The sequence below is a fragment of the Sedimentitalea xiamensis genome, from assembly GCF_030164465.1.
Lineage (GTDB): Bacteria > Pseudomonadota > Alphaproteobacteria > Rhodobacterales > Rhodobacteraceae > Sedimentitalea > Sedimentitalea xiamensis.
Window position 1 is genome coordinate 121,485 of the sequence record NZ_JASNJE010000007.1, and the last position, 22,510, is coordinate 143,994.

26 protein-coding genes and 1 tRNA gene are annotated in these 22,510 nt (G+C 63.1%); 15 read left to right on the forward strand and 12 right to left on the reverse strand.

The genetic code is table 11. From position 1 onward, the window contains the following. Positions 1-82: 82 nt before the first annotated feature. Positions 83-544 (reverse strand): outer membrane protein assembly factor BamE, encoded by a 462-nt coding sequence (locus tag QO034_RS08250; RefSeq protein WP_284485037.1) that lies wholly within the window; start codon positions 542-544, stop codon positions 83-85. A 91-nt stretch (positions 545-635) separates the two neighbouring features. On the opposite strand from QO034_RS08250, the gene QO034_RS08255 reads away from it, so the two are divergent. The 8 genes from QO034_RS08255 to QO034_RS08290 all read left to right on the forward strand — a co-directional run bounded on the left by QO034_RS08255 (position 636) and on the right by QO034_RS08290 (position 6,287). Further along, entirely contained in the window at positions 636-1,172 is a 537-nt protein-coding gene (locus QO034_RS08255; protein WP_284485038.1) for a YceD family protein, read from the forward strand. Positions 1,173-1,388: 216 nt separating this feature from the next. Beyond that, entirely contained in the window at positions 1,389-1,595 is a 207-nt protein-coding gene (gene rpmF / locus QO034_RS08260) for a 50S ribosomal protein L32 (protein WP_284485039.1), read from the forward strand. A 21-nt stretch (positions 1,596-1,616) separates the two neighbouring features. After that, positions 1,617-2,735, forward strand: coding sequence for a phosphate acyltransferase PlsX (gene plsX, locus QO034_RS08265; RefSeq protein WP_284485040.1), 1,119 nt, complete (start codon positions 1,617-1,619; stop codon positions 2,733-2,735). Between the two features lie 2 nt (positions 2,736-2,737). Next, positions 2,738-3,709: a beta-ketoacyl-ACP synthase III gene (locus QO034_RS08270; protein ID WP_284485041.1), complete on the forward strand. Its 972-nt coding sequence runs from the start codon at positions 2,738-2,740 to the stop codon at positions 3,707-3,709. 113 nt (positions 3,710-3,822) lie between these two features. Beyond that, on the forward strand, positions 3,823-4,125 hold the full coding sequence (gene ihfA / locus QO034_RS08275) for an integration host factor subunit alpha (RefSeq protein ID WP_284485042.1): 303 nt from the start codon (positions 3,823-3,825) through the stop codon (positions 4,123-4,125). A 15-nt stretch (positions 4,126-4,140) separates the two neighbouring features. After that, positions 4,141-4,992, forward strand: coding sequence for a MerR family transcriptional regulator (locus QO034_RS08280; protein WP_284485043.1), 852 nt, complete (start codon positions 4,141-4,143; stop codon positions 4,990-4,992). Positions 4,993-5,051: 59 nt separating this feature from the next. After that, positions 5,052-5,128 (forward strand) — tRNA-Pro (locus tag QO034_RS08285). A 76-nt stretch (positions 5,129-5,204) separates the two neighbouring features. Further along, the gene (locus QO034_RS08290; RefSeq protein ID WP_284485044.1) at positions 5,205-6,287 is read left to right on the forward strand and encodes a 2'-deoxycytidine 5'-triphosphate deaminase; all 1,083 of its coding nucleotides are present in this window, start codon (positions 5,205-5,207) and stop codon (positions 6,285-6,287) included. Between the two features lie 2 nt (positions 6,288-6,289). Here the strand turns inward: QO034_RS08290 and QO034_RS08295 are convergent, their stop codons facing one another. The 7 genes from QO034_RS08295 to QO034_RS08325 all read right to left on the reverse strand — a co-directional run bounded on the left by QO034_RS08295 (position 6,290) and on the right by QO034_RS08325 (position 13,220). Beyond that, positions 6,290-6,532 carry a hypothetical protein gene (locus tag QO034_RS08295; RefSeq protein ID WP_284485045.1) on the reverse strand — a complete coding sequence of 81 codons (243 nt, stop codon included), beginning with the start codon at positions 6,530-6,532 and terminating at the stop codon, positions 6,290-6,292. Positions 6,533-6,642: 110 nt separating this feature from the next. After that, complete coding sequence (gene scpB, locus QO034_RS08300; RefSeq protein WP_284485046.1) at positions 6,643-7,293, reverse strand: SMC-Scp complex subunit ScpB; 651 nt, start codon at positions 7,291-7,293, stop codon at positions 6,643-6,645. After that, positions 7,293-8,084 carry a segregation and condensation protein A gene (locus tag QO034_RS08305; protein WP_284485047.1) on the reverse strand — a complete coding sequence of 264 codons (792 nt, stop codon included), beginning with the start codon at positions 8,082-8,084 and terminating at the stop codon, positions 7,293-7,295. Before QO034_RS08305 ends, scpB begins: the two co-directional genes overlap by 1 nt. Beyond that, the gene (locus tag QO034_RS08310; protein ID WP_284485048.1) at positions 8,077-9,081 is read right to left on the reverse strand and encodes a glycoside hydrolase family 3 N-terminal domain-containing protein; all 1,005 of its coding nucleotides are present in this window, start codon (positions 9,079-9,081) and stop codon (positions 8,077-8,079) included. The genes QO034_RS08305 and QO034_RS08310 overlap by 8 nt, the downstream gene beginning before the upstream one ends. Beyond that, a complete protein-coding gene (locus QO034_RS08315; protein ID WP_284485049.1) occupies positions 9,078-10,136 on the reverse strand; it encodes an SPOR domain-containing protein in 1,059 nt (352 codons plus the stop codon). The genes QO034_RS08310 and QO034_RS08315 overlap by 4 nt, the downstream gene beginning before the upstream one ends. Before the next feature lie 86 nt (positions 10,137-10,222). Beyond that, a complete protein-coding gene (gene argS, locus QO034_RS08320) occupies positions 10,223-11,968 on the reverse strand; it encodes an arginine--tRNA ligase (protein WP_284485050.1) in 1,746 nt (581 codons plus the stop codon). 82 nt (positions 11,969-12,050) lie between these two features. Next, positions 12,051-13,220, reverse strand: a complete 1,170-nt coding sequence (locus QO034_RS08325) for a deoxyguanosinetriphosphate triphosphohydrolase (protein ID WP_284485051.1) — start codon at positions 13,218-13,220, stop codon at positions 12,051-12,053. Between the two features lie 80 nt (positions 13,221-13,300). On the opposite strand from QO034_RS08325, the gene QO034_RS08330 reads away from it, so the two are divergent. Next, complete coding sequence (locus QO034_RS08330; protein ID WP_284485052.1) at positions 13,301-13,624, forward strand: HesB/IscA family protein; 324 nt, start codon at positions 13,301-13,303, stop codon at positions 13,622-13,624. A 92-nt stretch (positions 13,625-13,716) separates the two neighbouring features. Here the strand turns inward: QO034_RS08330 and QO034_RS08335 are convergent, their stop codons facing one another. Further along, complete coding sequence (locus QO034_RS08335; protein WP_284485053.1) at positions 13,717-14,793, reverse strand: DUF6902 family protein; 1,077 nt, start codon at positions 14,791-14,793, stop codon at positions 13,717-13,719. 69 nt (positions 14,794-14,862) lie between these two features. Continuing rightward, the gene (locus tag QO034_RS08340; protein ID WP_284485054.1) at positions 14,863-15,237 is read right to left on the reverse strand and encodes a hypothetical protein; all 375 of its coding nucleotides are present in this window, start codon (positions 15,235-15,237) and stop codon (positions 14,863-14,865) included. Between the two features lie 378 nt (positions 15,238-15,615). Between QO034_RS08340 and xth the strand changes: the two genes are divergently transcribed. Further along, positions 15,616-16,395, forward strand: coding sequence for an exodeoxyribonuclease III (xth, locus tag QO034_RS08345; protein WP_284485055.1), 780 nt, complete (start codon positions 15,616-15,618; stop codon positions 16,393-16,395). A 42-nt stretch (positions 16,396-16,437) separates the two neighbouring features. Here the strand turns inward: xth and QO034_RS08350 are convergent, their stop codons facing one another. After that, entirely contained in the window at positions 16,438-17,574 is a 1,137-nt protein-coding gene (locus QO034_RS08350) for an FAD-dependent monooxygenase (protein ID WP_284485056.1), read from the reverse strand. Positions 17,575-17,652: 78 nt separating this feature from the next. Then, the gene (gene dksA / locus QO034_RS08355) at positions 17,653-18,075 is read right to left on the reverse strand and encodes an RNA polymerase-binding protein DksA (RefSeq protein ID WP_284485109.1); all 423 of its coding nucleotides are present in this window, start codon (positions 18,073-18,075) and stop codon (positions 17,653-17,655) included. 184 nt (positions 18,076-18,259) lie between these two features. Between dksA and QO034_RS08360 the strand changes: the two genes are divergently transcribed. The 5 genes from QO034_RS08360 (at position 18,260) to QO034_RS08380 (ending at position 22,494) form a co-directional block, all read left to right on the forward strand. Continuing rightward, a complete protein-coding gene (locus tag QO034_RS08360) occupies positions 18,260-19,099 on the forward strand; it encodes an AAA family ATPase (protein WP_284485057.1) in 840 nt (279 codons plus the stop codon). A 200-nt stretch (positions 19,100-19,299) separates the two neighbouring features. After that, on the forward strand, positions 19,300-19,755 hold the full coding sequence (locus QO034_RS08365; protein WP_284485058.1) for a GNAT family N-acetyltransferase: 456 nt from the start codon (positions 19,300-19,302) through the stop codon (positions 19,753-19,755). Beyond that, positions 19,752-21,119, forward strand: coding sequence for a DUF2927 domain-containing protein (locus tag QO034_RS08370; RefSeq protein WP_284485059.1), 1,368 nt, complete (start codon positions 19,752-19,754; stop codon positions 21,117-21,119). Before QO034_RS08365 ends, QO034_RS08370 begins: the two co-directional genes overlap by 4 nt. A gap of 18 nt (positions 21,120-21,137) precedes the next feature. Continuing rightward, the gene (locus tag QO034_RS08375) at positions 21,138-21,305 is read left to right on the forward strand and encodes an apolipoprotein acyltransferase (protein ID WP_284485060.1); all 168 of its coding nucleotides are present in this window, start codon (positions 21,138-21,140) and stop codon (positions 21,303-21,305) included. Between the two features lie 4 nt (positions 21,306-21,309). Next, positions 21,310-22,494, forward strand: a complete 1,185-nt coding sequence (locus QO034_RS08380; protein ID WP_284485061.1) for a vWA domain-containing protein — start codon at positions 21,310-21,312, stop codon at positions 22,492-22,494. Positions 22,495-22,510 lie beyond the last annotated feature (16 nt).

Below are 22,510 nucleotides of genomic sequence, written 5' to 3' on the forward strand. Positions count from 1 at the left end.
TCCCGCTTGTATCTGGCGCAAAGCCTAGGACCAGCGGTCCCGGCGTTCAAGGCGCGTCACGCACCTGCCGGACCGGCCGCCATCACTGTGGCACATCGGACGGATTGAAGTTGCCCAGATTGCCCAGCAGCTGGCGCAGGAAGGTCTTGTTGTTGACGTTGGAATCCGTAACGCGCCGGTTCAGCGAGATCACCCGGCCGTCCTGAAGGCTGTAGCGTTCGATGTTCTCGACCACCCCGGACTGGGTGAAGCTGATCGCAACCAGCTGACGCTCGACCACCTCGGGCTGCCTTGCCCCGTAATGGCGGAACCGGGAGGTGACATAGTAGTATCCGCCATCGTTCAGAACGCCGGACGCCGTGGGAACCCCGATCGTCTCTGCCACGCTGTCGCGCGTATCCACACCCACCGTGACTTCGGACAGTTCCTCGTCGGTCGGGACATAGCCATGATTCCGGTATATCGACGAACAGGCGGCGACCGCCGCCAGTGCCGTGGCCGACAGGGCGGCGACAAACATCCGTTTCACCTGCGATACGGTCATGATCAGGGCTGCCCTCTTGCCTTGGCGCGTTGCGCCTCGTATCCCCGATTATAGAAACCCGCCCCATGGTTCAAGAAACGAAAGACACAGGATGCCCCGGAAGACCGCCCTGAGAGTCGCAGACCTGTCGCAGAACGCGAGTACGCCGTTCGATCTGCGCCCCGACCCGGCGGCTCTGAAGTCGATCGCCGATGACCTGGGCCTGAGCGGTTTGCGCAAACTGCGCTTCACCGGCGAGATCGCCGCCCAGGGCAGCAAGGACTGGCTGCTGACCGGACGGCTCGGGGCCACGGTGGTGCAGCCCTGCATCGTCACGCTCGATCCCGTGACCAGCCGGATCGATACGGATGTGAGGCGGCTTTACCTCGCGGAAATGCCCGAGATCGACGCCGAGGAAATCGAAATGCCCGAGGACGACACGCTCGAACGGCTCGGTTCGTTCATTGATCCCGGCGAGGTGATGGTCGAAGCCCTGTCGCTGGCATTGCCGCTCTATCCGCGCAAGGACGGCGCCGGGCTGGACGAGTCGGTCTTCGCTGAACCCGGCGTCCAACCGATGCGCGACGAAGACGCGCGTCCCTTTGCGGGGCTTGCATCGCTTCGGGATTCGCTGAAAAAGCAGCCTTGAAATATCGCCCTGGCGGATTCCGCGGACGGGGTTCGGAAAAACCGCTTGCACAGCCAAAAAATCGCAGTATTTTCGCGCGCTCATCGGTTTTTGGGTTGGACATCGGACGGGCCGCGGCCTACACGCACGTCACGCCTGTCGAAACGATACGCGAAACGAACATTGCAACACGGCCCGCGGGATCGCCCGCAGCCCCCATCAGACAAAGGTTGAGACATGGCTGTCCAACAGAACAAAGTATCCAAGTCGCGCCGCAACAATCGTCGTGCGCATGACGCGCTGGTTGCTGCAAATCCCAACGAATGCCCGAACTGCGGCGAGCTGAAGCGCCCGCACCACGTCTGTGCGGCCTGCGGTCACTACGACGACAAGGAAATCGTCGCCCTGACCGAGGAAATCGACCTGGACGAGGACGCGGCCTGAGCCGGCCAGACAGGCCCCTGAATGACGGCCAACACCGATCAGACCCCGGCGGGCACCGAACGGATCATCATTTCGGTTGACGCAATGGGAGGAGATGCCGGCCCTTCGGCCGTCGTTGCCGGCATCGCCAAGTCCGCGGAAAAGAATCCGGAAATCGGGTTCATTCTGCATGGCCCGGAAGATACCCTGAGAAAGCTCGTTGCCAAGCGCAGCGTGCTCTCGGGGCGTGTGCGCTATTGCGACGCGCCGGATGTCGTCACAATGGACGACAAGCCCGGCGCCGTCGTGCGCAACGCCAAGGGCACCTCCATGTGGTCCGCGCTCGAATCGGTGCGCAACGGCGACGCGCTGGGCGCCGTATCCTGCGGCAACACCGGCGCGCTGATGGCATTGAGCGTGATCCGCCTGCGCAAGATTCCGGGCGTGAACCGGCCAGCCATCGCGATCCTGTTCCCATCGCGCAACCCGCAGGGGTTCAACGTGATGCTGGACGTCGGCGCGGACATCCGTGCGGATGCGCGCGACCTTCTGCAATATGCGCTGATGGGCGCATCCTATGCCCGCAATGGCATGAACCTGAAACGCCCCCGCATCGGCCTGCTCAACGTCGGCACCGAAGAGCACAAGGGCCGGCCCGAACTGAAGGAAGCGCAGGCGCTGATCGCGCAGTTCGCCGATCAGGCCGATTTCGATTTCGTCGGCTTTGTCGAAGGTTCCGACATTCCGGGCAAGACGGCCGATGTGATCGTGACGGACGGTTTCACCGGCAATGTCGCGATCAAGACCGGCGAAGGCACGGCCGGGCTGATCGGAGCGTTGCTGCGCGAGGCGTTCAAATATTCGTTCCTGTCGCGGCTGGCCTCCGTTCTGGCGATTTCCTCGCTGGAACGCCTGAAAAAGCGCATCGATCCCCGCCGCGTCAACGGCGGCGTGTTCCTGGGCCTGAACGGCACCGTGGTGAAATCCCATGGAGGCGCCGACGCCACCGGCGTGTCCGCTGCGGTCAAGCTGGCCTTCCAACTGGCCAAGACCGGCTTCTCCGAAAAGCTGGCCGCGCGGGTTGCATCCACCGTAGAGCTTGCGCAAGATGAGATCGAACCGACCGGAACCACGGCGGAGACACAAAAAGAAAAAGGTTAGTCATGACAAGGCGAGCAGTTGTCGTTGGCGTGGGACATTACCTGCCCGAACGGGTCGTTCCGAACTCGGAATTCGAGGCCAGCCTCGATACGTCGGATGAATGGATCCGGTCCCGTTCGGGGATCGAAAGCCGCCATTTCGCCGCCCCGGACGAAACCACGTCCGATCTGGCCGCAAAGGCCGCGCGGGCGGCGCTGTCCAACGCCGGCCTGCAACCGGATGACATAGATGCGATCATCCTTGCCACCTCCACCGCCGACCTGACGTTTCCGTCGGCTGCGACGATGGTGCAGGCCGCGCTGGGGATGACCCGCGGTTTCGCCTTCGACGTGCAGGCGGTCTGCGCCGGGTTCGTCTATGCGCTCAGCACCGCCAACGCGATGATCCTGTCGGGTCAGGCCAACCGGATCCTCGTGATCGGCGCGGAAACCTTCAGCCGGATCATGGACTGGACCGACCGCGGCACCTGCGTGCTTTTCGGCGACGGGGCCGGCGCCATTGTTCTGGAACGCCAGGAAGGTGGCGGAACGTCGGAGGATCGCGGGATTCTGGCGACCGATCTGCATTCGGACGGCCGTTTCAAGGACCTGCTCTACGTCGACGGCGGCGTGTCCACCCAAAGCACCGGCTACTTGCGGATGCAAGGCAACCAGGTGTTCCGTCACGCGGTCGAGAAACTGGCGGCGACAGCCGAAACCGCGCTGGAGAAGGCGGGGCTGGCGGCCGCCGATGTGGACTGGATCGTGCCGCACCAGGCCAATATCCGTATCATTCAGGGCACGGCCAGGAAGATGGGCCTGGACATGGACCGGGTCGTGGTCACGGTGCAGGTTCATGGCAACACCTCGGCGGCCTCGATCCCGCTGGCCTTGTCCGTCGGCAGCGAACGCGGACAGATCAAGCGCGGAGATGTGCTTGTCACCGAAGCGATCGGCGGCGGACTGGCCTGGGGCGCGGTTGTGTTGCGGTGGTAACTGTCGCGCGTGGATTGCGCGCGCGAACACGCCTATCCGCACCCTTGCAAATCATTGATATTGACAGCGAAAATACCTCGGCCCTATGCTCGCTCCAACGTCAGGGGGACAAGATGGGCGAAAAAACGCTGACACGGATGGATTTGAGCGAAGCGGTGTTCCGCGAAGTCGGACTGTCCCGCAACGAAAGCGCGCAATTGGTCGAAAGCATGCTGGAACACATGTCCGACGCGCTTGTGCGCGGCGAACAGGTCAAGATTTCGTCCTTTGGCACTTTCAGTGTGCGCGACAAGTCGGCACGCATCGGGCGCAACCCCAAGACCGGCGAAGAGGTTCCCATTCAGCCCCGCCGCGTTCTGACCTTCCGACCGTCACATCTGATGAAGGATCGCGTCGCCGAAGGCAACAGGCGCTGATCCGGAGCAGAGGGTATGAGCAAATCGCCTGACGCGTTCCGCACGATCAGTGAAGTCGCGGACTGGCTGGGGATTCAAGCGCATGTGCTGCGCTTCTGGGAAAGCAAATTCTCGCAGGTAAAGCCGGTCAAACGGGCTGGCGGACGGCGGTATTACCGTCCGGGCGACATGCAGCTTCTGGGCGGCATCAAGAAATTGCTGCATGATGACGGGGTGACGATCAAAGGCGTCCAGAAAATCCTTCGCGAACAAGGGGTCGCGCATGTCGCGGAGCTGTCGCAACCGCTCGAGGATGGCATGGAGACGCTGGCGCAACGCCCCGAAAAGGAAAGCACCGTCCTGCAATTCCGCGGCAACCGCACCGCGGAAGATCACGGCGGCAAGGCTATTGTCCTTGAAGCGGAGATGGAAGACGACAGTGACGATGACCAGGACGACACCGGCGATGACGCCGAAGATGTGCAGGGGCTGATCGATGCTGCCCTGCGCTCTGACGTGCCGGAGGCGGATGACGACGACGATGACGATGACGACGAACAGCACGTCGAAACCTTGACCGCTGCCACCGCCGAAAGACCGGAACCGCCGCCGCCGCAAGCGAAACTGCCGTCCTTCATGCACCGGGACCGGCCCGGCGCAATGGACATGTCCGCAGCAACGATCGCACCGGACCAGCTCGCTCCGAAGGCGCAGGCCATCGAGGTGTCCGATCCGCCCGACGAATCCGACATTCCCTATCACCCCGGCGTGTTGGCGCATCTGGCAAGGCTGGACCGGCTGACCTCGCGACAGGTCCAGGCTCTGACCCCGATTTCAATGGATTTGCGCAAATGGCTGGACCGGAATGCCGGGGCGGGCTCGGCATAGGGCAATACGATGATTCCCCCTTGCCCCCGGTCTGAAAACCGGTATGAACGGCCCATCGTCGGGCTATGGCGCAGCCTGGTAGCGCGTCCGTCTGGGGGACGGAAGGTCGCAGGTTCGAGTCCTGCTAGCCCGACCAAAACAATTCGACGATGTCCGCCTGCCCGCTTTCATCCCACGGCCTGAATGGTGGCCTTTAAGAAGGAGAAAGCGGCATGGCCGGTGTGAGCCCCAACCAACACATCACCGCGATGATTGAAAGCGGCGCCATTACGGCGGCTGTGCCGATCACGGACAGGCAGGTGCAGCCCGCCAGTCTCGACCTGCGCCTCGGCGATGTGGCCTATCGGGTCCGCGCCTCTTTCCTGGCCGGTCGCCGCCGGACGGTCGGCGACCGGCTTTCGGACTTCCGGATGCACGAGATCGATCTGACCGGCGGGGCGGTGCTGGAAAAGGGCTGCGTCTACGTCGTTCCCCTGATGGAAAGCCTGGCCCTGCCGGCAGGAATGTCCGGGGCTGCCAGCGCCAAATCGTCTATCGGACGGCTCGACCTGCTGACCCGGATCATCACCGATCATGGCGTTGAATTCGACCGGGTTCCGGACGGATACAACGGACCGCTCTATGTCGAAATCTGCCCGCAGAGCTTTTCCGTCATCGCTCAGACCGGCCAGATGCTGAACCAGATCATCTTTCGAACCGGGACCACGGTCATCGGAGACGAGGAATTGCGGGCCATTCACGCCGAAAGCCCCATCGTGAGCGGCGAGGCGACCATATCCAGCGGATTGGGCTTTTCCGTCGACCTGCGCCCGGAAGCCGGCGATCTGGTCGGATACCGCGCGAAGCCGCATACCGGCGTCATCGACCTGAGCAAGCTCGATCATTACGACCCGCTGGACTTCTGGGAGCCGGTGCGCACAGGCACCGGCTGGATCATCCTCGATCCCGGCGCCTTCTATATCCTTGTCAGCCGCGAAGCGATCGCGATTCCGCCCCATTGCGCCGCCGAAATGGCGCCCTACCTGGCCATGGTGGGCGAATTCCGGGTGCATTATGCCGGGTTCTTCGATCCGGGGTTCGGCCACGCCGAATCGGGTGGCGCCGGATCGCGCGGCGTTCTCGAAGTGCGCTGCCATGAGGCGCCCTTCGTTCTGGAGCATGGCCAGATCGTCGGCAGGCTGGTCTACGAACGCATGGCGGAGGTGCCGACCCAGCTTTACGGCGCGGGCATTGCGTCGAATTACCAGGGACAGGGGCTGAAACTGTCCAAGCATTTCCGCGCCCGGCGGCCCTGACGTCACATCCTGGACGCGCGTTTCGCCATCCTGGCCGCTTTGCGCGCCCGGCGCGCCGCCCGCTTCGCCTGTCGCTGTTCCGGCGTCAGTCTCTTGCGGCCTTCCGCAGCCTGATCGGCATTGCCTGTCCCATGCAAACTGTCGGCATCCGGCAAAGGATGTGCCGGCGGAGGCATTCGCGCCAGGTCCGCCGCCGCGTCAATACCCTTGTTCACACCCATGTTGACCGCGCGACGCGTCAGCATGCGAAGGATCCTGTTGACGATCCGGTCAAAGTTCATGCCAGCCTCCCTTGCCCCGATCCGGCCGGGCCGGTCCTATGACTGAAATCCGTCCATATCAGGGCACCGGCCATTCAGTCCTCGAAAAGTTCCGGTTGCCCTGCGTCGGTTTCGCCGTCTTCGTCGGGCTCGCCCGCAGGCATCGCACCCGGCGGCGGTCGGTTCTCCAGAAGCCCTGCGGCGCGCAGTTCCTTCAGCCCCGGCAGATCGCGGGCGCTTTCCAGGCCGAAGTGGTCCAGGAATTCCGACGTCACCACAAAGGTCACGGGACGGCCGGGCGTCATCTTGCGGCGGCCGAACCTGATCCATTCCATTTCCAATAGCTGGTCCACCGTTCCGCGCGACACGGAAACGCCCCGGATTTCTTCGATTTCGGCGCGCGTCACCGGCTGATGATAGGCGATGATGGCCAGGGTTTCGATCGCCGCGCGGCTGAGTTTCCGGGTTTCGACCGTTTCCTTTTGCATCAGGAAGCCGAGATCGGGCGCGGTCCGGATCGCCCAGGCATCCCCGACCCGGACAATCTGCACGCCCCGGCCCTCGTAGCGCTTGCGCAGGCGCACCACGGCTTCGGCCGCGTCGCACCCATGCGGCATGCGGGTTTCAAGATCCCGCACGCTGACCGGTTCGGCGCTGGCGAACAGAACCGCTTCGACCATGCGTTCCTGTTCCGCCATCGGCGGAGCGTCAAACAGGCTTTCAGACGGGATCTCGCTGTCGTCCATCACTGTCGTTCATCTTTCCTGCGCAGTTGAATCGGGGCGAAAGTGTCGGATTGCCGGATTTCCAGGTGGCCCTCCTTGACCAGTTCCAGAGAGGCCGCGAATGTGGCCGCCGTCGCCGAACGGCGCCGCACCGGGTCGCCGTCCCAACCTTCCGGGAAATAGGAGGTCAGATCGGTCCAGCTGCCTGCGAAGCCGATCAGCGGGCGCATCCGTTCCAGCGCCTGCTCCATGGTGAAAACCGAATCCCGGTCCATGACGAAGGGGCGGAAATCGTCACGTGTGCGAATGCGGGCATAGCCCTGCATCAGGTCGAGCAGGGTCGCCGTGTAGCGCAGCGTCCGGATCCGGGTCACGTCTTCGCCCTGCCCGCGCGCGAAGAAATCCCGCCCCAGCCGGTCGCGCCCCATGAGCCGCGCCGCCACGTCGCGCATGGCTTGCAGGCGTTCCAGTTGAAAGGCCAGATGCGCGGCGAGTTCTTCGCCCGACGGACCGTCCTCGGTAGGGTCCGGCGGCAACAGCAGCCGCGATTTCAGGAAGGCCAGCCAGGCCGCCATCACGAGATAATCCGCCGCGAGTTCGATCCGCAGCGACTTGGCCCTTTCGACGAAGCCGAGGTATTGCTGCGCCAGTTGCAGCACGGAAATCCTGCGCAGATCGACCTTCTGGGTGCGCGACAGGGTCAGAAGAACGTCCAGCGGACCTTCGAAACCGTCCACATCCACGATCAAAGCTTCGGCGGCGATCCGATCGGCGACGGAAAGCGTGTCGTCTTGGAATGTTGCGTCAGCCATAGACCCGTCCGTCCAGAAGCGCCTCAAGTTCGGCTTCCAGAGCGGGAATGTCAATCGCATCCGGGGCGCGCCGCCAGGTCATCGCGGCTTCGGCGCGGATTTGCGCCGCTTCGGTCATTTCGCCCGACGCTTCGGCGACGATGCGCCGTTCGGCCAGCGTGTCATTGCAGTGCAGGACAACGTCGCATCCGGCGTCAAGCGCAGCGCGGCTGAGGTCGCCAAGCCCGCCGGTCAGCGCCTTCATCGAGATGTCGTCGGTCATGATCAGACCGTCAACGCCGATATCGTCGCGGATCATGCGCATGACCGTGGGCGACAGGGTTGCGGGCAGCGTATCGATCGCGGAATAGACCAGATGCGCGGTCATCGACAGCGGCAGGTCGCGGAGCGCGGCAAAGGGTTTGAAATCGGTCTCGCGCAAGATGTCGAGCGGGGTATCGACAACCGGCAGATCGAGATGCGAATCCATCGTGGCCCGGCCATGGCCGGGAACGTGTTTCATCACCGGCACGACCCCGCCGTCCAGCAACCCGTCCGCCACGGCCCGGCCGAGGGTGCTGACCTGCCGGGGATCCGCGCCGTAGCACCGGTTGGCAAGGAACTCATGGGTTTCCGGCAAAACCAGGTCGAGGTTCGGGATGCAATTGCTGTCGATGCCCAGCCTCCGCAGTTCATCCGCGATCAGGCGGGCGCGCAGATACATGGCGCGCGCCGGCTGTGGGGCATCCGTGGCGTGGTCCAGCGCGGGACGCCAGCGCCGCGCGAGCGGCGGATAAAGGCGCTGCACCCGCCCGCCTTCCTGGTCGATGGTGATCAGGCAGTCGCGGCCCACGGCTTCGCGGAATTCGGCGCAAAGCGCCCGAATCTGGTCCGCCGTCTCGATGTGTCGGGCGAACAGGATGAATCCGAAGGGATTGACGTCCCGAAAGAACGCTTTTTCATCGGGACTCAGGCGTGGACCGTCGGACGACAGGATGGTCGCGCCAAAGCGGCTCATCTGTGGACCACGGGGATGCAATCGGCCTTTTCCGCGACCAGCGCCGAACAGAAGCGGCGCGCGTCGCTCAGATCGTCAAAGCCGAGAGCACGGAGCCGGTAGAAGGTGCGCCCGCCGCTGCTGGCCTTCTGAATGACCCGCTGTTTGTCATCCAGGTAGTCGCTGAATTTCGAGGAAAGCCGGTCCCATTCGCTGGCCGCGACTTCGGCGCTTTCGAAAGCCCCCAGTTGGGCCAGACGGGTTCCGGCGGGAACGTCCTGCGGGTCGACATCCAGATCGGCAACACCCGGACCGCTGAAGGCGGCCCGCATCGGCGCGACCCCATCGGCAGGGCGGGTCTGGGGGCGCAGGGACGTGGCGAATCCGGGTCCGCTGTAGACCGCCAGCGTGATCTCCGCCTCGTCCCGTCCTGTGTCCAGCGGGTTCTCGTGCGCTTCGCTCATCACGTCTTCCTCGACGGCCACGGGCAGTTCCACCCTGCGCAGGGCGGCCGGAACGATCTTGGGACCGGATGGCGCCGTCTCGGGCGGGACGACCTCGGCGATCAACTGGTTCACCAGCGTTTGCATGGTGTCCTGCGGCGTTTGATCGGCGGCCGCATCGGTTTCGACAGCGGCATCGGTACCCGCGCCTAGGGCGGACGCCGCAGGTTCCGGCGATGTCGGGAGCGTCAGGGCCACCTGGGCGGAAGCGGAAACCATTGGCTTGTCTTCATCCAGCAGATCAACCGGGCGCGGCGCCAGAACCAGCCGTTCGGCGGGTGCCTCTGCGGTGCCCTGCGCCGCGACCGCATTCACCGCCAACCCCTGGTGATCCGCGGGCCGCCCGCCGGGGTTTTCCGGCTGCAACCGCATCGGTCCTTCGACGGCCCGGACCACCGGAACCCCGCTGACATCCCGCATCACCAGCTTGTAGCCCCAGACGCCGATGCCGCCGATCAGCGCAAGCGACGCCAGCGCCCCGACGGCGTTCAGCGCCCCGCCGACGCCCAGGGCGCTGTGTTCCGGGTTTGAATCCGCCTGTGCCGCGTCCTGCGCGGGAAACTCATCTGCCATGTCCGCCTCGCTGCCCGTCAACACGCCGATTTGATCGCGTTCAGGGTTCTTGTGTACTGCCTCGACCGGCGGTTCGGGCGATTTGACTACCGCATCTCCTGCGCCGGTGTGACGCCGAGAATACCAAGACCTGCGGAAATAACAACGGAAACGGCACGGGCCAGGGCCATTTTTGCCCTGCTCGTGGCCTCGTCCCCGTCCTGAACGAAACGCAATCCGGGGGTATCGTTCCCCCGGTTCCACAAGGCATGAAAATCGCCCGCCAATTCATACAGGTAGAAGGCAACCCTGTGCGGTTCATTGGCCCGCGCCGCGGTTTCCACCAGACGCGGCCATTCGGACAGTTTCCGGGCCACCGCGAGTTCGGCCCGATGATCCAGCTTGCTCAGGTCAGCCGCGCCCAGAACCGCGTCATCGGTCGCGAAACCCGCCTCTGCGGCCCGCCGCAGAACGCTCATCACGCGGGCATGGGCGTATTGCACGTAGAACACCGGGTTCTCGCGGGATTGTTCCAGCACCTTGTCGAAATCGAAATCCAGCGGCGCATCGTTCTTGCGTGTCAGCATCACGAAACGGGTCACGTCCGGTCCGACCTGGTCCACCACATCGCGCAGGGTGACGAAGGTGCCGGCGCGTTTGGACATCTTGAAGGGTTCGCCGTTCTTGAACAGCCGCACCAGTTGCGTGAGCTTGATGTCCAACGGCACCTTGCCACCGCTGAGTGCGGACACGGCCGCCTTCATCCGCTTGACATAGCCGCCGTGATCGGCGCCGAACACGTCGATCAGCGCGTCAAAGCCCCTCGACACCTTGTCATAGTGATAGGCGATGTCGGGCGCGAAATAGGTCCAGCCGCCATCCGATTTCATGATCGGGCGATCCACATCGTCGCCATGCGCGGTCGAGCGAAACAGCGTCTGCTCGCGCGGTTCCCAGTCTTCCGGCGTCTTGCCCTTGGGAGGCTCCAGCACACCGCGATAAATCAGCCCCTTGGCGCGCAGTTCCTCGATCGCCTTCTCGATCAGGCCGGTTCCGTAAAGCGATTTCTCGCTGAAGAAGACATCCATTTCCACGCCCAGCGCAGCGAGGTCGGCGCGGATCAGATCCATCATCGCGTCGGTGGCGAAATCGCGCAGCTCTTCCAGCCAGACGCTTTCGGGCTGGCCGACCCAGGCGTCGCCCTTTTGTTCGGCCAGCGCCTGTCCGACCGGGATCAGGTAATCGCCGGGGTAGGTTCCGTCCTCGAAGGCCACATCCTGGCCCAGCGCCTCAAGGTAGCGCAGGTAGACGGAGCGGGCCAGAACATCCACCTGCGCGCCGCCATCGTTGATGTAGTATTCGCGCGTCACGTCGTGGCCGGAATAGTCCAGCAGACTGGCCAGCGCATCGCCGAACACCGCGCCGCGGGTATGTCCGACATGCAGCGGGCCTGTCGGGTTCGCGCTGACATATTCGACGTTGACCCGGACCCCCTGCCCCATCTCCGAACGACCGAAATCGGGACCCAGCTGCAAGACCTGCCCGACGACGCCCTGCCAGACAGACGGCGTCAGCCGCAGGTTCAGAAAGCCCGGCCCGGCGACTTCGGCGCTGTCGATCCGGGGATCAGCGGCCAGTTTCACGGCCAGCGCCTCGGCAATGTCGCGCGGTTTCAGCCTGGCGGGCTTGGCCAGAACCATTGCGGCATTCGTCGCCATGTCGCCATGAGCCGCATCGCGCGGAGGTTCCACCGCGACATTGTCGAAACTCAGCCCCTCGGGCAGCGCGCTTTCGGCGACCATCGCGTCAAGGCTCTGAATGACGAGAGAGCGAATATCGGAAAACAGGTTCATGTTGGGCATCCTTCGGGCTTTGACGGGGTTTAACACGCGCGGGCGGGCCGTCAACTCGTGCCGTCGGGCGCGGGCGGCGAGATCAGACGAAATCCGGCGGAATGTCCGACATCGCCCGCCCGATCAGACGCTCGTGTTCCTGCAAGGCGAAGCGATCGGTCATGCCCGCGATATAGTCGGACACGATCCGCGCCAGGGCCGTCTTGCCGCTGACCTCTTCCACGTCCTTGCGCCATTGTTTCGGCAACTGGTCGGGATGCGCCATGAAATAGGGAAACAGGTCGTTGACCACCTCCGTCACCTCGGCGCGCATCTCGACGACCCTCGGCGCACGATACATGCGCTGGAACAGGAAGTCCCGGATCAGCTTGAGGTCGTCGAACACGTCGCTGGAAAACCGCACCATCGGACGCCCGGCATGGCGAATGTCATCGACCGTTTTCGGATCGAGTTCCGCGAGGTTGCGGCGGGCCAGAACGATCACGTCCTCCACCAGAACGCCGAAGAAGCGGCGCAACGCCTCGTGCCGGCGGCGATAGTAGTTCAGCCCCGGATAGATCCGGTCGACCTCGGCAAAGCAGCCCCGCAGGATCGGCAGTTCCGCCAGTTCGTCGGTCGAAAACAGTTCCGCCCGCAGGCCGTCATGCAGGTCGTGGTGGTTATAGGCCACGTCATCCGCGATCGCGGCGACCTGCGCTTCGGCGCTGGCATAGGTGTGCAGTTCAAGGTCGTTCTGCCGGGCATATTCGGTCAGGGCCCAGGGCAGGTCCCCCAGAACCGGCCCGTTGTGCTTTGCCAGCCCTTCAAGCGTTTCCCAGGTCAGGTTCAGCCCGTCGAAATCGGCATAGTGCCGTTCCAGATGGGTGACGATACGGATTGCCTGCGCGTTGTGGTCGAATCCGCCATAGGGCGCCATCTGCGCGTGCAGGGCGTCCTCGCCGGTGTGCCCGAACGGCGTGTGACCCAGATCGTGCGCGAGGGCGACGGCTTCGGTCAGTTCGCCGTTCAGGCCAAGCGCGCCGGAAATCGTGCGGGCCACCTGCGCCACCTCGATCGAATGCGTGAGGCGGGTCCGGAAATAGTCGCCCTCATGTTCGATGAACACCTGGGTCTTGTGTTTCAGTCGGCGGAACGCGCTGGAATGGATGATCCGGTCGCGATCGCGTTGGAAACACGATCGGAAACTGCTTTCCTCTTCCGGGACCAGACGCCCCCTGCTGGCCGCTGGTTCCGAAGCAAAGGGCGCACGCATCGCTGGTCATCCTTGTCGCCTGTCCTTGGCCTTTCTATATGATACATTGAAAACCAGTTAAACCGCCCTGGAGATCGCAGATGAAACTGCCCCCCAAAGTGACTGAGCGCGCCTTTGCCCGCCTGGCCGAAATCGGTGCGTCGGATCGGGGACAGGCGCTTCGCGTCGCCGTCGAGGGCGGCGGCTGCTCCGGTTTTCAATACGAGATCGCGCTGGATACGCCCGCAGAGGACGATCTGGTGCTTGAAGGCATGGGCCAGAAAGTCGTCGTTGACACGATATCGCTGCCGTTCCTGGAAAACGCGGTGATCGATTTCTCCGAAGAACTGATCGGCGCGCGCTTCGTCATCGACAATCCGAACGCGACCTCGTCCTGTGGGTGCGGCACGTCCTTTTCGATGTAACCGGGCTTTCGACCGTCCTTCCGGCGACCGGGGACTGGCGCGGCTCTTGCCTCTTGCCGAGGGTACCATCACCGCCCCAATGGAAGTGCGCGCTATGGCCTTGGCCCGTGCAGGCCGACCCGCGCGAATCCCGCGAAGAATTCGGCGAACCTGTCGCTGCTGCGCTCGACCTGTTCTAGAACGTCCTGCCCGGTTTCCGACAACATGTCCGCAACCAGCGGACGCATGGTGTCCCAATCGTCGCTGCGGGCATCGTTCAGGCGGAACAGACACTCGGACATCGCCCGCAAGGGGCCGGTCGCGGGCGCGGGCCGCGAAAACGCCATGCGGTCGGCCACCGCCGCCTTGCGGAACCCTCCCCGCCCGGATGTTTCCAGCATCCAGTTGCAGACGAAATAATCGTGGTAGTCATCCGGGTTGACGGCCCGCACCCCCGCCGAAATCTCGAAAAGACCGACCTGCCGCGCGATCCAGTCTTCCCAAATCGCCGGAGGTTCCGCCCCGGCATGGCGCAATGCGATGCAGACCTCGGCCAGGAGATCCGAATTCTGTTCGAGATAGGCCAGAATCCCGGCATATTCCAACGAGATCATCGCTGCCGGCGACAGCTGCGGATCGCGCCGCCCATACTCGCTCAGGTAAAAGACGATATGCGTCAGTTCATAAGCCGCTTTCTTGTTCGGCATGGCAAAGGTTTCGGGCCTTTCGATGAAACGGTGCACCCGATCGACGAGTCCGCCATCGCCCGGCAAGGGATCGATACCGCGCCGCAGCATCAGACGCCTGGCTTCGAGCCGTTGCAGATCCGACAGTTCGGCCTCGGCCAGACCTTCCCGCGCCACCCACCGGACAAGCGCTTCGGATTTGTTTCCGCGCAGACCAAGATCTTCCAGATCAAGGCAGATGGACAACAAGAAGCGATAGTACTGCGGGAAAAATCCCAGCCGGCTTTCCAACCGGTCATAGAATTCTTGCAGCGGCGAAAGGGTGTCGTCGTCCAACGACGCCCCGGTGCATTCGAGAATGTTCAGAAGCTCGGCATTCTCCTTGAGCCAGAAAACGTCGTCTTGCAGGCGGCGATGCTGCGCGAAACTCGCAATCAAGGCGGCTCGGCGCGCGGCGGCGCCCTGGCGCCGGAACGGAACGGTCAGCTTGATGACATTCGACATTGGTTTTCCCTTCTTCAAATGGCGTCACGCTGAACGCCCCGTGTCCAACTTCGGGTTTGCGGGCGAGGTTCAACTGGCGGACGAGAACATCTCCGTCCGGTCTCCGAGGATGGCTGCCGTCCGTTCCGCCGGCGCCGAGGCTGAGGGCGCGGACGCGGACGAGAACATTTGAACCAGATCGCCTGTCAGCGCCGTGCTTTCCGGGGTCGGAACAGAAGCGGAGGAGAACATCTCCACCGCCTCGCCAAGCATCGTGGCGCCGGATCGAACCGGAACCGAGGCGGATGAGAACAGGGCCGTCGCGTCGCCGGTCAAAAGGTCGCCACGGGATGATGGCGACGATGCCGAAGAGAACATGGCGGTGCCGTCTCCATCGAACATGCTGGACATGTCCGGTTCGGCGAAAGCGGTGAAGATTTCCTGGGGTTTGCGTTGGGCGTTCATGACGGTTTCCTCGCTGGTTGATGTGTGCCGTGCGGGAACGCTTTCAGCTTTTAGCAGAGTTTCAAAGTATTTTTTCGTGTAAAAGTTGTTTTCAGGACACTTATCCACATGAGGAAATCCGCGCATCGCATTGAGGCTTCGCAGAAACAGGCTGAAGCCGGATAGATTAATAAAATGTTATGAATGCACCGGATTTGTGACTTCCGAACCCGGAACCGTGCAAGACTCAGCCGCGAATCACCGCAAATCCGAAACCTCTGTCCGATTTAGATCGCCGCCTGACACAAATCGTGTCAGGCAGGTTCCCGCCCGACGATCTTGCCCCGGCGGCATGCATCGGCGATACAGAACGGCACGCGGCAATCCGGGACCATCCATATGAAAATCGCCACCTTCAACATCAACGGGATCAAGGCGCGGGCCTTGGCCCTGCCTGCCTGGCTGGACTCCGCGCAACCGGATGTCGTGCTGCTCCAGGAGATCAAGTCCGTGGACGATGCCTTTCCCCGCGACATGTTCGAAGACCGCGGCTACAACGTGGAAACTCATGGGCAGAAATCGTTCAACGGGGTTGCGATCCTGTCGAAACTGCCATTGCAGGATGTGGTGCGCGGCCTTCCGGGCGACGGGAACGACGACCAGGCCCGGTGGATCGAAGCGACCGTCGTGGGAAAGCAGGCGCTCAGGATCTGCGGTCTCTACCTGCCGAACGGAAACCCGGCGCCGGGTCCCAAGTTCGACTACAAGCTGACGTGGATGGAACGCCTGCGCGACCGGGCCGCGGAACTGCTGAAAGACGAGGAACCTGCCCTGATGGCGGGCGACTACAATGTGATCCCGCAGCCAGAGGATGCGAAACGCCCGGACGCCTGGCGCGATGACGCGCTGTTCCGGCCGGAAAGCCGCGCTGCCTTTCGCCGGGTTCTGAACCTCGGATACACCGAAGCCTTTCGCGCCCGCACACAGGCGGCCGGACATTTTTCATTCTGGGACTATCAGGCGGGCGCCTGGAACAAGAACGACGGCATTCGGATCGATCACTTCCTGCTGACCCCGCAGGCGGCGGATCTTATGCTGGACTGCCAGATCGACAAGGAAATCCGTGGGCATGAAAAGCCATCGGATCATGTCCCGGTGTGGGTGGAACTGGATCTCTGACGCCGGGCGTCTGCCACGACGAGCCCCACGGCGACCGGGGCGTCAAGCGGTCACGTCAAGACCATAGATCCATTCGTACCGGGGGGCGAACCTTGGCCCAGCCATGCCCAGGGCCGCCTGCGCGATCCACCGCGCCGGACCCTTCAGATGGAATTTCCGGGCGTTTCCGGCGGCCTCCGCAACCACGCGGCGCGCGCGCGGCACCCGCTGGTTCTGATAGTGCCCGAAACCCGCGCGGCCATGGGCACGAAGACAATCGGCCAGAACCCAGGCATCCTCCAGCGCGAGACAGGCGCCTTGCGCCATGAACGGCAAGGTCGGGTGCGCCGCATCGCCCAGCAGCGCAAGGCTGCCACGGTGCCAGCGCGACGCCACCGGATGCAGGTAAAGCGCCCATTGATGGACCGTTTCCACGCGGCCCAAGATCTGCCCCACGGTCCCGCCAAATTCACGGAATGCACGGCGGAATTCGTCCGGATCGCCCTGCAAACGCCATCCCTCGCGCGTCCAGTCGTTTCGTTCCTCGACGGCCACGATGTTCATCAGACGCCCTTCCCTCAGAGGGTAAGTGACCACATGCCTGTTCGCACCCATGGTCAGGCGGCCAGCGCCTTGCCGGCAGTCTCTCCCCCAGGGCACCGTGGCGCGCCAGGCCACCTGGCCCGAAAACTCCGGGCGCGACGTCCCATTGACCACCTGCCGGGACCGGCTTTGCCCCCCATCCGCCGCGATCACGATCCCGGCTTTCCGGACGGCGCCATCGCTCAGCGTCATCGTGCATCCGGCATCGTTGACCTCGACCTCATCGACACGTGCTCCCAGTTCGAACGTCACGCCAAGCCCGCGCGCCCTGTCCACCAGCGCCGCAAGCAGGTCCGCGCGATGGAAATACCAGGTCGGTCCAGCCGCGGGCGGCGGAAACTTCGTGACCAGACGTCCCCGCGCGAAATCGCGGATCTCGGTCCCTGTGGACCGGACCGCCGCGACAGGGTCGTTTCCCACCACGTCCAATGCCCGCAGGACCGCCAGGCCGTTTTGGCTGATCTGCAAGCCGGCCCCGACCTCGGTCAGTTGCCCGGCCTGCTCCAGCACGCGCACACGCGCGCCGGCACGGGTCAGAGCGATCGCCGCAGCGACCCCGCCGATACCGGCTCCGATCACGTGAACTTCAACGTCCAAAGCGTTCTCCAGAAAAGCAAAACGCCGCAGCATTCGCTACGGCGCACGTCCAGTCACCTGTCACCGGCGTCGATAGGCTCAATCGTCGCGATGAACTTTCTCGCGCCGTTCATGGCGTTCCTGCGCCTCGAGACTCATGGTCGCGATGGGGCGCGCATCCAGACGCTTCAGGGAGATCGGTTCCCCGGTCACTTCACAATAGCCGTATTCGCCGTCTTCGATCCGCCGCAGGGCGCTGTCGATCTTGGCAACCAGCTTGCGCTGGCGATCCCGCGTTCTCAGTTCCAGTGCCCGGTCGGTTTCTTCGCTTGCGCGGTCGGCAACGTCGGGAATATTGCGCGTGCCATCCTGCAGACCTTCGATCGTGTCGCGGCTTCCGACCAACAGCTCATGTTTCCAGTCGAGCAGCTTGCGCCTGAAATACTCGAGTTGGCGTTCATTCATAAACGGTTCATCTTCAGCCGGTCGGTAGTCATCCGGAAGAAACGCGTCCTGCTTCATTTCAACTCCCTTGGAATGGCCAACAGTCCCTGACAATTCAACTTCCTCAGACATCTGTCTTCCTACTGCCGCAGCGTTTATCCGACGCATTTCGGAATGTCACTACACAATCCTGCCTGCCTTGCGCTAAAAGTCCTTCCAAGCGTCCGCCCTTAGGGGGTTAACAGCAAAGGGTTGTAAAAACATGAAATTTCAAGGCACCAAGGAATACGTGGCGACAGACGATCTGACGATTGCCGTCAACGCCGCCGTCACGCTGGAACGTCCACTGCTTGTCAAGGGAGAGCCGGGGACCGGCAAGACCGAACTTGCGCACCAGGTCGCGGACGCCTTGGGGCTGCGGATGATCGAATGGAACATCAAGTCCACCACCCGCGCACAGCAGGGCCTTTATGAATACGACGCCGTCAGCCGGCTGCGCGACAGCCAGTTGGGCGAAGAGAAAGTGCATGACGTGCGAAATTACATCAAGAAGGGCAAGCTCTGGCAGGCCTTCGAGGCCGAGGACCGGGTGGTCCTGCTGATCGACGAGATCGACAAGGCCGACATAGAATTCCCCAACGATCTCTTGCAGGAACTGGATAAGATGGAGTTCTTTGTCTACGAGACCAGCGAAACGATAAAGGCCCGTCAGCGCCCTATCGTGATCATCACATCCAACAACGAAAAGGAATTGCCGGACGCGTTCCTGCGCCGCTGCTTCTTCCATTACATCCGGTTTCCGGACGAGATCACCATGCGCAAGATCGTCGAAGTTCATCATCCGGGCATCAAGGAACAGCTTCTGACCACCGCCCTGACGCAGTTCTATGAGCTGCGCGACACCGCCGGGCTGAAAAAGAAACCGTCAACATCCGAAGTCCTGGACTGGCTGAAACTCCTGCTCGCCGAAGACCTCTCCGCGGAGGATCTGAAACGCGACGGGGCGAATGCCCTGCCGAAACTGCACGGGGCGCTTCTGAAAAACGAACAGGACGTGCATCTGTTCGAACGGCTTGCATTCATGGCGCGCGGGCAAAGATAGCGTGGCGTGCCAATCAGGACGTTTCGGATCGGGGCTTGTGAATCCGATTTGCGTGGGATGATCAAGATCGGGCTTCAGTGCAGAACGCGCGAAACAAACCGGCGATCTGACCGCGAAACGTGAAAGACACGCTCCGTGCAGCCCCCGCCGCCGCGTGTTTTTCCTTGAGCGATGCCGCCCTCTCTGCCACGCTGCCGCGCATGAACGCAGATACGACCATCAACATTCGCCCGCTCCGCGCCGAGGATCGCCCGGAATGGGCGGAGATGTGGACCGAGTATCTGCAATTCTACGAGACCGGCGTCGCCGATGCGGTTTACGACAGCACTTTCGCCCGGCTGCTCGGCGGCGACCCGAGGGATTTTTCGGCTCTGGTTGCGGAACGGAACGGGCGCCTTGTCGGGCTGACCCATTACCTGTTTCACCGGCATGCCTGGAAAATCGAAGAGGTCTGCTATCTTCAGGATCTCTATGCCAGACCCGAAGCGCGCGGCGCCGGAGTCGGACGCGCCCTGATCGAAGCGGTCTATGCCGCCGCCGACGCGCAAGGTGCGCCGACCGTCTACTGGCTGACACAGGATTTTAACGAAACCGCGCGAAAACTGTACGACCGCATTGCAAACCTGACCCCGTTCATCAAATACCAGCGTCCTTGATCAGAACCGTAATCTTTCTGTTTATCTTGATCCTCTCCGCCTGCGCCGCACCGCAGCCGGCCGACGTTCCGTCGCGCGCGCAGATCGCGGATTCCAGCCTGCCGCCGATCAAGGCATTCGCCACACCCAGACCCGACCCGCCGGTCCAATCCAACAGCAACATCGCAGCCGATTTCCTGTCGCTGCATTTCGAACTGGAAAGCGGGCGTGCCCTTCCCGTCTTTACCCGCTTTGAAACCCCGATCTCGGTGCGGGTCATCGGCAATCCGCCAGCCACCCTGCGACCCGACCTGCGGCGCCTGCTGACCCGCCTGCAACGCGAAGCCGGGATCGACATCCGGGAAACCGCCGCCCCGACGGCGAATATCACCATCCAGGCCGTCAGCCGCGCCGAAATCCGGCGAACCCTGCCGCATGCGGCCTGTTTCGTCGTACCGAATGTCTCGAGCCTGTCGGATTACCGAGGCAAGCGGCGCAGTCCGGAAACGAACTGGTCCACGCTTCGCCGCCGGGAACGGATCGCCATCTTCGTGCCCTACGATTCCTCGCCGCAGGAAATCCGCGATTGCCTGCACGAGGAACTGGCGCAGGCGATCGGTCCGCTGAACGATCTCTACCGGCTGCCGGATTCGGTGTTCAACGATGACAATGTGCATACGGTGCTGACCGGCTTTGACATGCTTGTTCTGCGCATGACCTATGCGCCGGAACTTTACAGCGGCATGTCCAAGGCGCAGGTCGCGGCCGAACTGCCCGACATCCTGTCGCGTCTCAATCCGCGTGGAAACCGGCTGCCGGTGCAGGCCGTGTCCCAGACGCCGCGCGACTGGATCGACTCGGTCCAGATCGCACTCGGTCCCGACACGGGCCTGTCCGCCCGCCAGTCGGCGGCGCAATCCGCCGCGCTGACGGCACAGCGCCTTGGGTGGCAGGACCACCGGCGCGCCTTCGGATATTACATGCTCGGACGGATGGCGCAGTCGCAGGATCCCGCCTTGTCGCAACAATATTATGCCAGTGCACTCGGGTATCTCGGGCGCACGCCCGGAACCGAACTGCACCGCGCCTACATCACGACCCAGACCGCGGCCCATGCGCTCGCTTCGGGCGATCCGGACGCGGCCTTGCGTCAGATCGCGCCCAATCTGGACGTCGCGGCGCGTTCGGAAAACGCTGCCCTTCTGGCCACCCTGATGCTGCTTCAGGCCGAAGCCCTTGACATGAAAGGCCAGAGCGACGCGGCACGCACCGTCAGACTGGACAGCGTGGGATGGGCAAGATACGGGTTTGGCTCGGATTGGGCCGTGCGGGCCAAGATGCAGGAAATCGCATCGTTGAGGTTGCGCGGGGAACACAAGAGCTAGTCAGGCGGGTAAGAGACCATGATCGTGATCGCAAGCGTCGCACTGGGCGCTGTCGTCGGCGCCATGACCGCGAAACGCCAGGGCGGCAAAACCGCGGATATCGCGCAATACGCGGCGGCGTCGGCCATGGCGTTCGGCGCTATAGGCATGATCGCCACGATCGTCATCGACAGATTGGCGCAGTGAACCCATGTTTCTCCCCTTCTTCGAAAACCTGCGGAAGTCCGGCGTTCCCGTCTCGCTGCGTGAATACCTGACCTTTCTGGAAGGCATGAAAGCGGGCCTGGCCACCTACGATGTCGAAGCCTTCTATTACCTGGCCCGCACCGCGATGGTGAAGGACGAACGCAACATCGACAAGTTCGACCGGGCTTTTGCCGCCAGCTTCAAGGGGCTGGAGGACATCAGCTTCGATCAGGTGCTGGACGCTGTGAACGTCCCGTCCGACTGGCTGCGCAAGATGGCGGAAAAACATCTCTCCGCCGAGGAAAAGGCGGAAATCGAAGCGCTCGGCGGTTTCGAGAAACTGATGGAGACCCTGCGCGAACGGCTCAAGGAGCAGGAAGGCCGCCACCAAGGCGGCAGCAAATGGATCGGCACCGCCGGCACCAGCCCGTTCGGCGCCTATGGCTACAATCCCGAAGGCGTCCGTATCGGCCAGAAGGAAAGCCGCCACCAGCGCGCGGTCAAGGTCTGGGACAAGCGCGAATTCAGGAACCTGGACGACACGGTCGAGCTTGGCACCCGCAACATCAAGGTGGCGCTGAAACGGTTGCGCCACTGGGCCCGCGAAGGCGCGGCCGACGAACTGGATCTGGACGGAACGATCCGTGCGACCGCCGAACACGGCTATCTCGATGTGAAAACCCGGCCCGAACGGCACAACGCCGTCAAGGTCGTGCTGTTCCTGGACATCGGCGGTTCCATGGACCCGCATGTGAAGGTGGTGGAGGAACTGTTTTCCGCCGCGCGCAGCGAATTCAAGCACCTGGAATACTATTACTTCCACAATTGCCTCTATGAAGGCGTCTGGCGCGACAACCGCCGCAGGTGGGATGCCCAGACCCCGACACACGAGGTCCTGCGCACCTATGGGCCGGACTACAAATGCATCTTCGTCGGCGACGCATCCATGAGCCCCTACGAAATTGCCTATCCCGGCGGCGCAAACGAACACTGGAACGCCGAAGCCGGCAGCGTCTGGCTGGAGCGGGCCCGGCAACAATGGTCCAAGAACCTGTGGATCAACCCGGTTCCGGAGAAGTACTGGGGCTACACGCATTCGATCCAGATGATCCGGCAGATTTTCGAGAACCGGATGGTGCCGATGACTCTCGCGGGGCTGGACAGGGGCATGCGGGAACTGACCCGCTGACATCTGGCCGGGCGAC

Excerpts from the sequence above, each read along its gene's own strand:
- QO034_RS08250 (WP_284485037.1), bottom strand. The coding sequence starts at position 544 with ATGACCGTATCGCAGGTGAAACGGATGTTTGTCGCCGCCCTGTCGGCC.
- QO034_RS08255 (WP_284485038.1), top strand. The coding sequence starts at position 636 with ATGCCCCGGAAGACCGCCCTGAGAGTCGCAGACCTGTCGCAGAACGCG.
- rpmF (WP_284485039.1), top strand. The coding sequence starts at position 1,389 with ATGGCTGTCCAACAGAACAAAGTATCCAAGTCGCGCCGCAACAATCGT.
- plsX (WP_284485040.1), top strand. The coding sequence starts at position 1,617 with ATGACGGCCAACACCGATCAGACCCCGGCGGGCACCGAACGGATCATC.
- QO034_RS08270 (WP_284485041.1), top strand. The coding sequence starts at position 2,738 with ATGACAAGGCGAGCAGTTGTCGTTGGCGTGGGACATTACCTGCCCGAA.
- ihfA (WP_284485042.1), top strand. The coding sequence starts at position 3,823 with ATGGGCGAAAAAACGCTGACACGGATGGATTTGAGCGAAGCGGTGTTC.
- QO034_RS08280 (WP_284485043.1), top strand. The coding sequence starts at position 4,141 with ATGAGCAAATCGCCTGACGCGTTCCGCACGATCAGTGAAGTCGCGGAC.
- QO034_RS08290 (WP_284485044.1), top strand. The coding sequence starts at position 5,205 with ATGGCCGGTGTGAGCCCCAACCAACACATCACCGCGATGATTGAAAGC.
- QO034_RS08295 (WP_284485045.1), bottom strand. The coding sequence starts at position 6,532 with ATGCTGACGCGTCGCGCGGTCAACATGGGTGTGAACAAGGGTATTGAC.
- scpB (WP_284485046.1), bottom strand. The coding sequence starts at position 7,293 with ATGGACGACAGCGAGATCCCGTCTGAAAGCCTGTTTGACGCTCCGCCG.
- QO034_RS08305 (WP_284485047.1), bottom strand. The coding sequence starts at position 8,084 with ATGGCTGACGCAACATTCCAAGACGACACGCTTTCCGTCGCCGATCGG.
- QO034_RS08310 (WP_284485048.1), bottom strand. The coding sequence starts at position 9,081 with ATGAGCCGCTTTGGCGCGACCATCCTGTCGTCCGACGGTCCACGCCTG.
- QO034_RS08315 (WP_284485049.1), bottom strand. The coding sequence starts at position 10,136 with ATGGCAGATGAGTTTCCCGCGCAGGACGCGGCACAGGCGGATTCAAAC.
- argS (WP_284485050.1), bottom strand. The coding sequence starts at position 11,968 with ATGAACCTGTTTTCCGATATTCGCTCTCTCGTCATTCAGAGCCTTGAC.
- QO034_RS08325 (WP_284485051.1), bottom strand. The coding sequence starts at position 13,220 with ATGCGTGCGCCCTTTGCTTCGGAACCAGCGGCCAGCAGGGGGCGTCTG.
- QO034_RS08330 (WP_284485052.1), top strand. The coding sequence starts at position 13,301 with ATGAAACTGCCCCCCAAAGTGACTGAGCGCGCCTTTGCCCGCCTGGCC.
- QO034_RS08335 (WP_284485053.1), bottom strand. The coding sequence starts at position 14,793 with ATGTCGAATGTCATCAAGCTGACCGTTCCGTTCCGGCGCCAGGGCGCC.
- QO034_RS08340 (WP_284485054.1), bottom strand. The coding sequence starts at position 15,237 with ATGAACGCCCAACGCAAACCCCAGGAAATCTTCACCGCTTTCGCCGAA.
- xth (WP_284485055.1), top strand. The coding sequence starts at position 15,616 with ATGAAAATCGCCACCTTCAACATCAACGGGATCAAGGCGCGGGCCTTG.
- dksA (WP_284485109.1), bottom strand. The coding sequence starts at position 18,075 with ATGAAGCAGGACGCGTTTCTTCCGGATGACTACCGACCGGCTGAAGAT.
- QO034_RS08360 (WP_284485057.1), top strand. The coding sequence starts at position 18,260 with ATGAAATTTCAAGGCACCAAGGAATACGTGGCGACAGACGATCTGACG.
- QO034_RS08365 (WP_284485058.1), top strand. The coding sequence starts at position 19,300 with ATGAACGCAGATACGACCATCAACATTCGCCCGCTCCGCGCCGAGGAT.
- QO034_RS08375 (WP_284485060.1), top strand. The coding sequence starts at position 21,138 with ATGATCGTGATCGCAAGCGTCGCACTGGGCGCTGTCGTCGGCGCCATG.
- QO034_RS08380 (WP_284485061.1), top strand. The coding sequence starts at position 21,310 with ATGTTTCTCCCCTTCTTCGAAAACCTGCGGAAGTCCGGCGTTCCCGTC.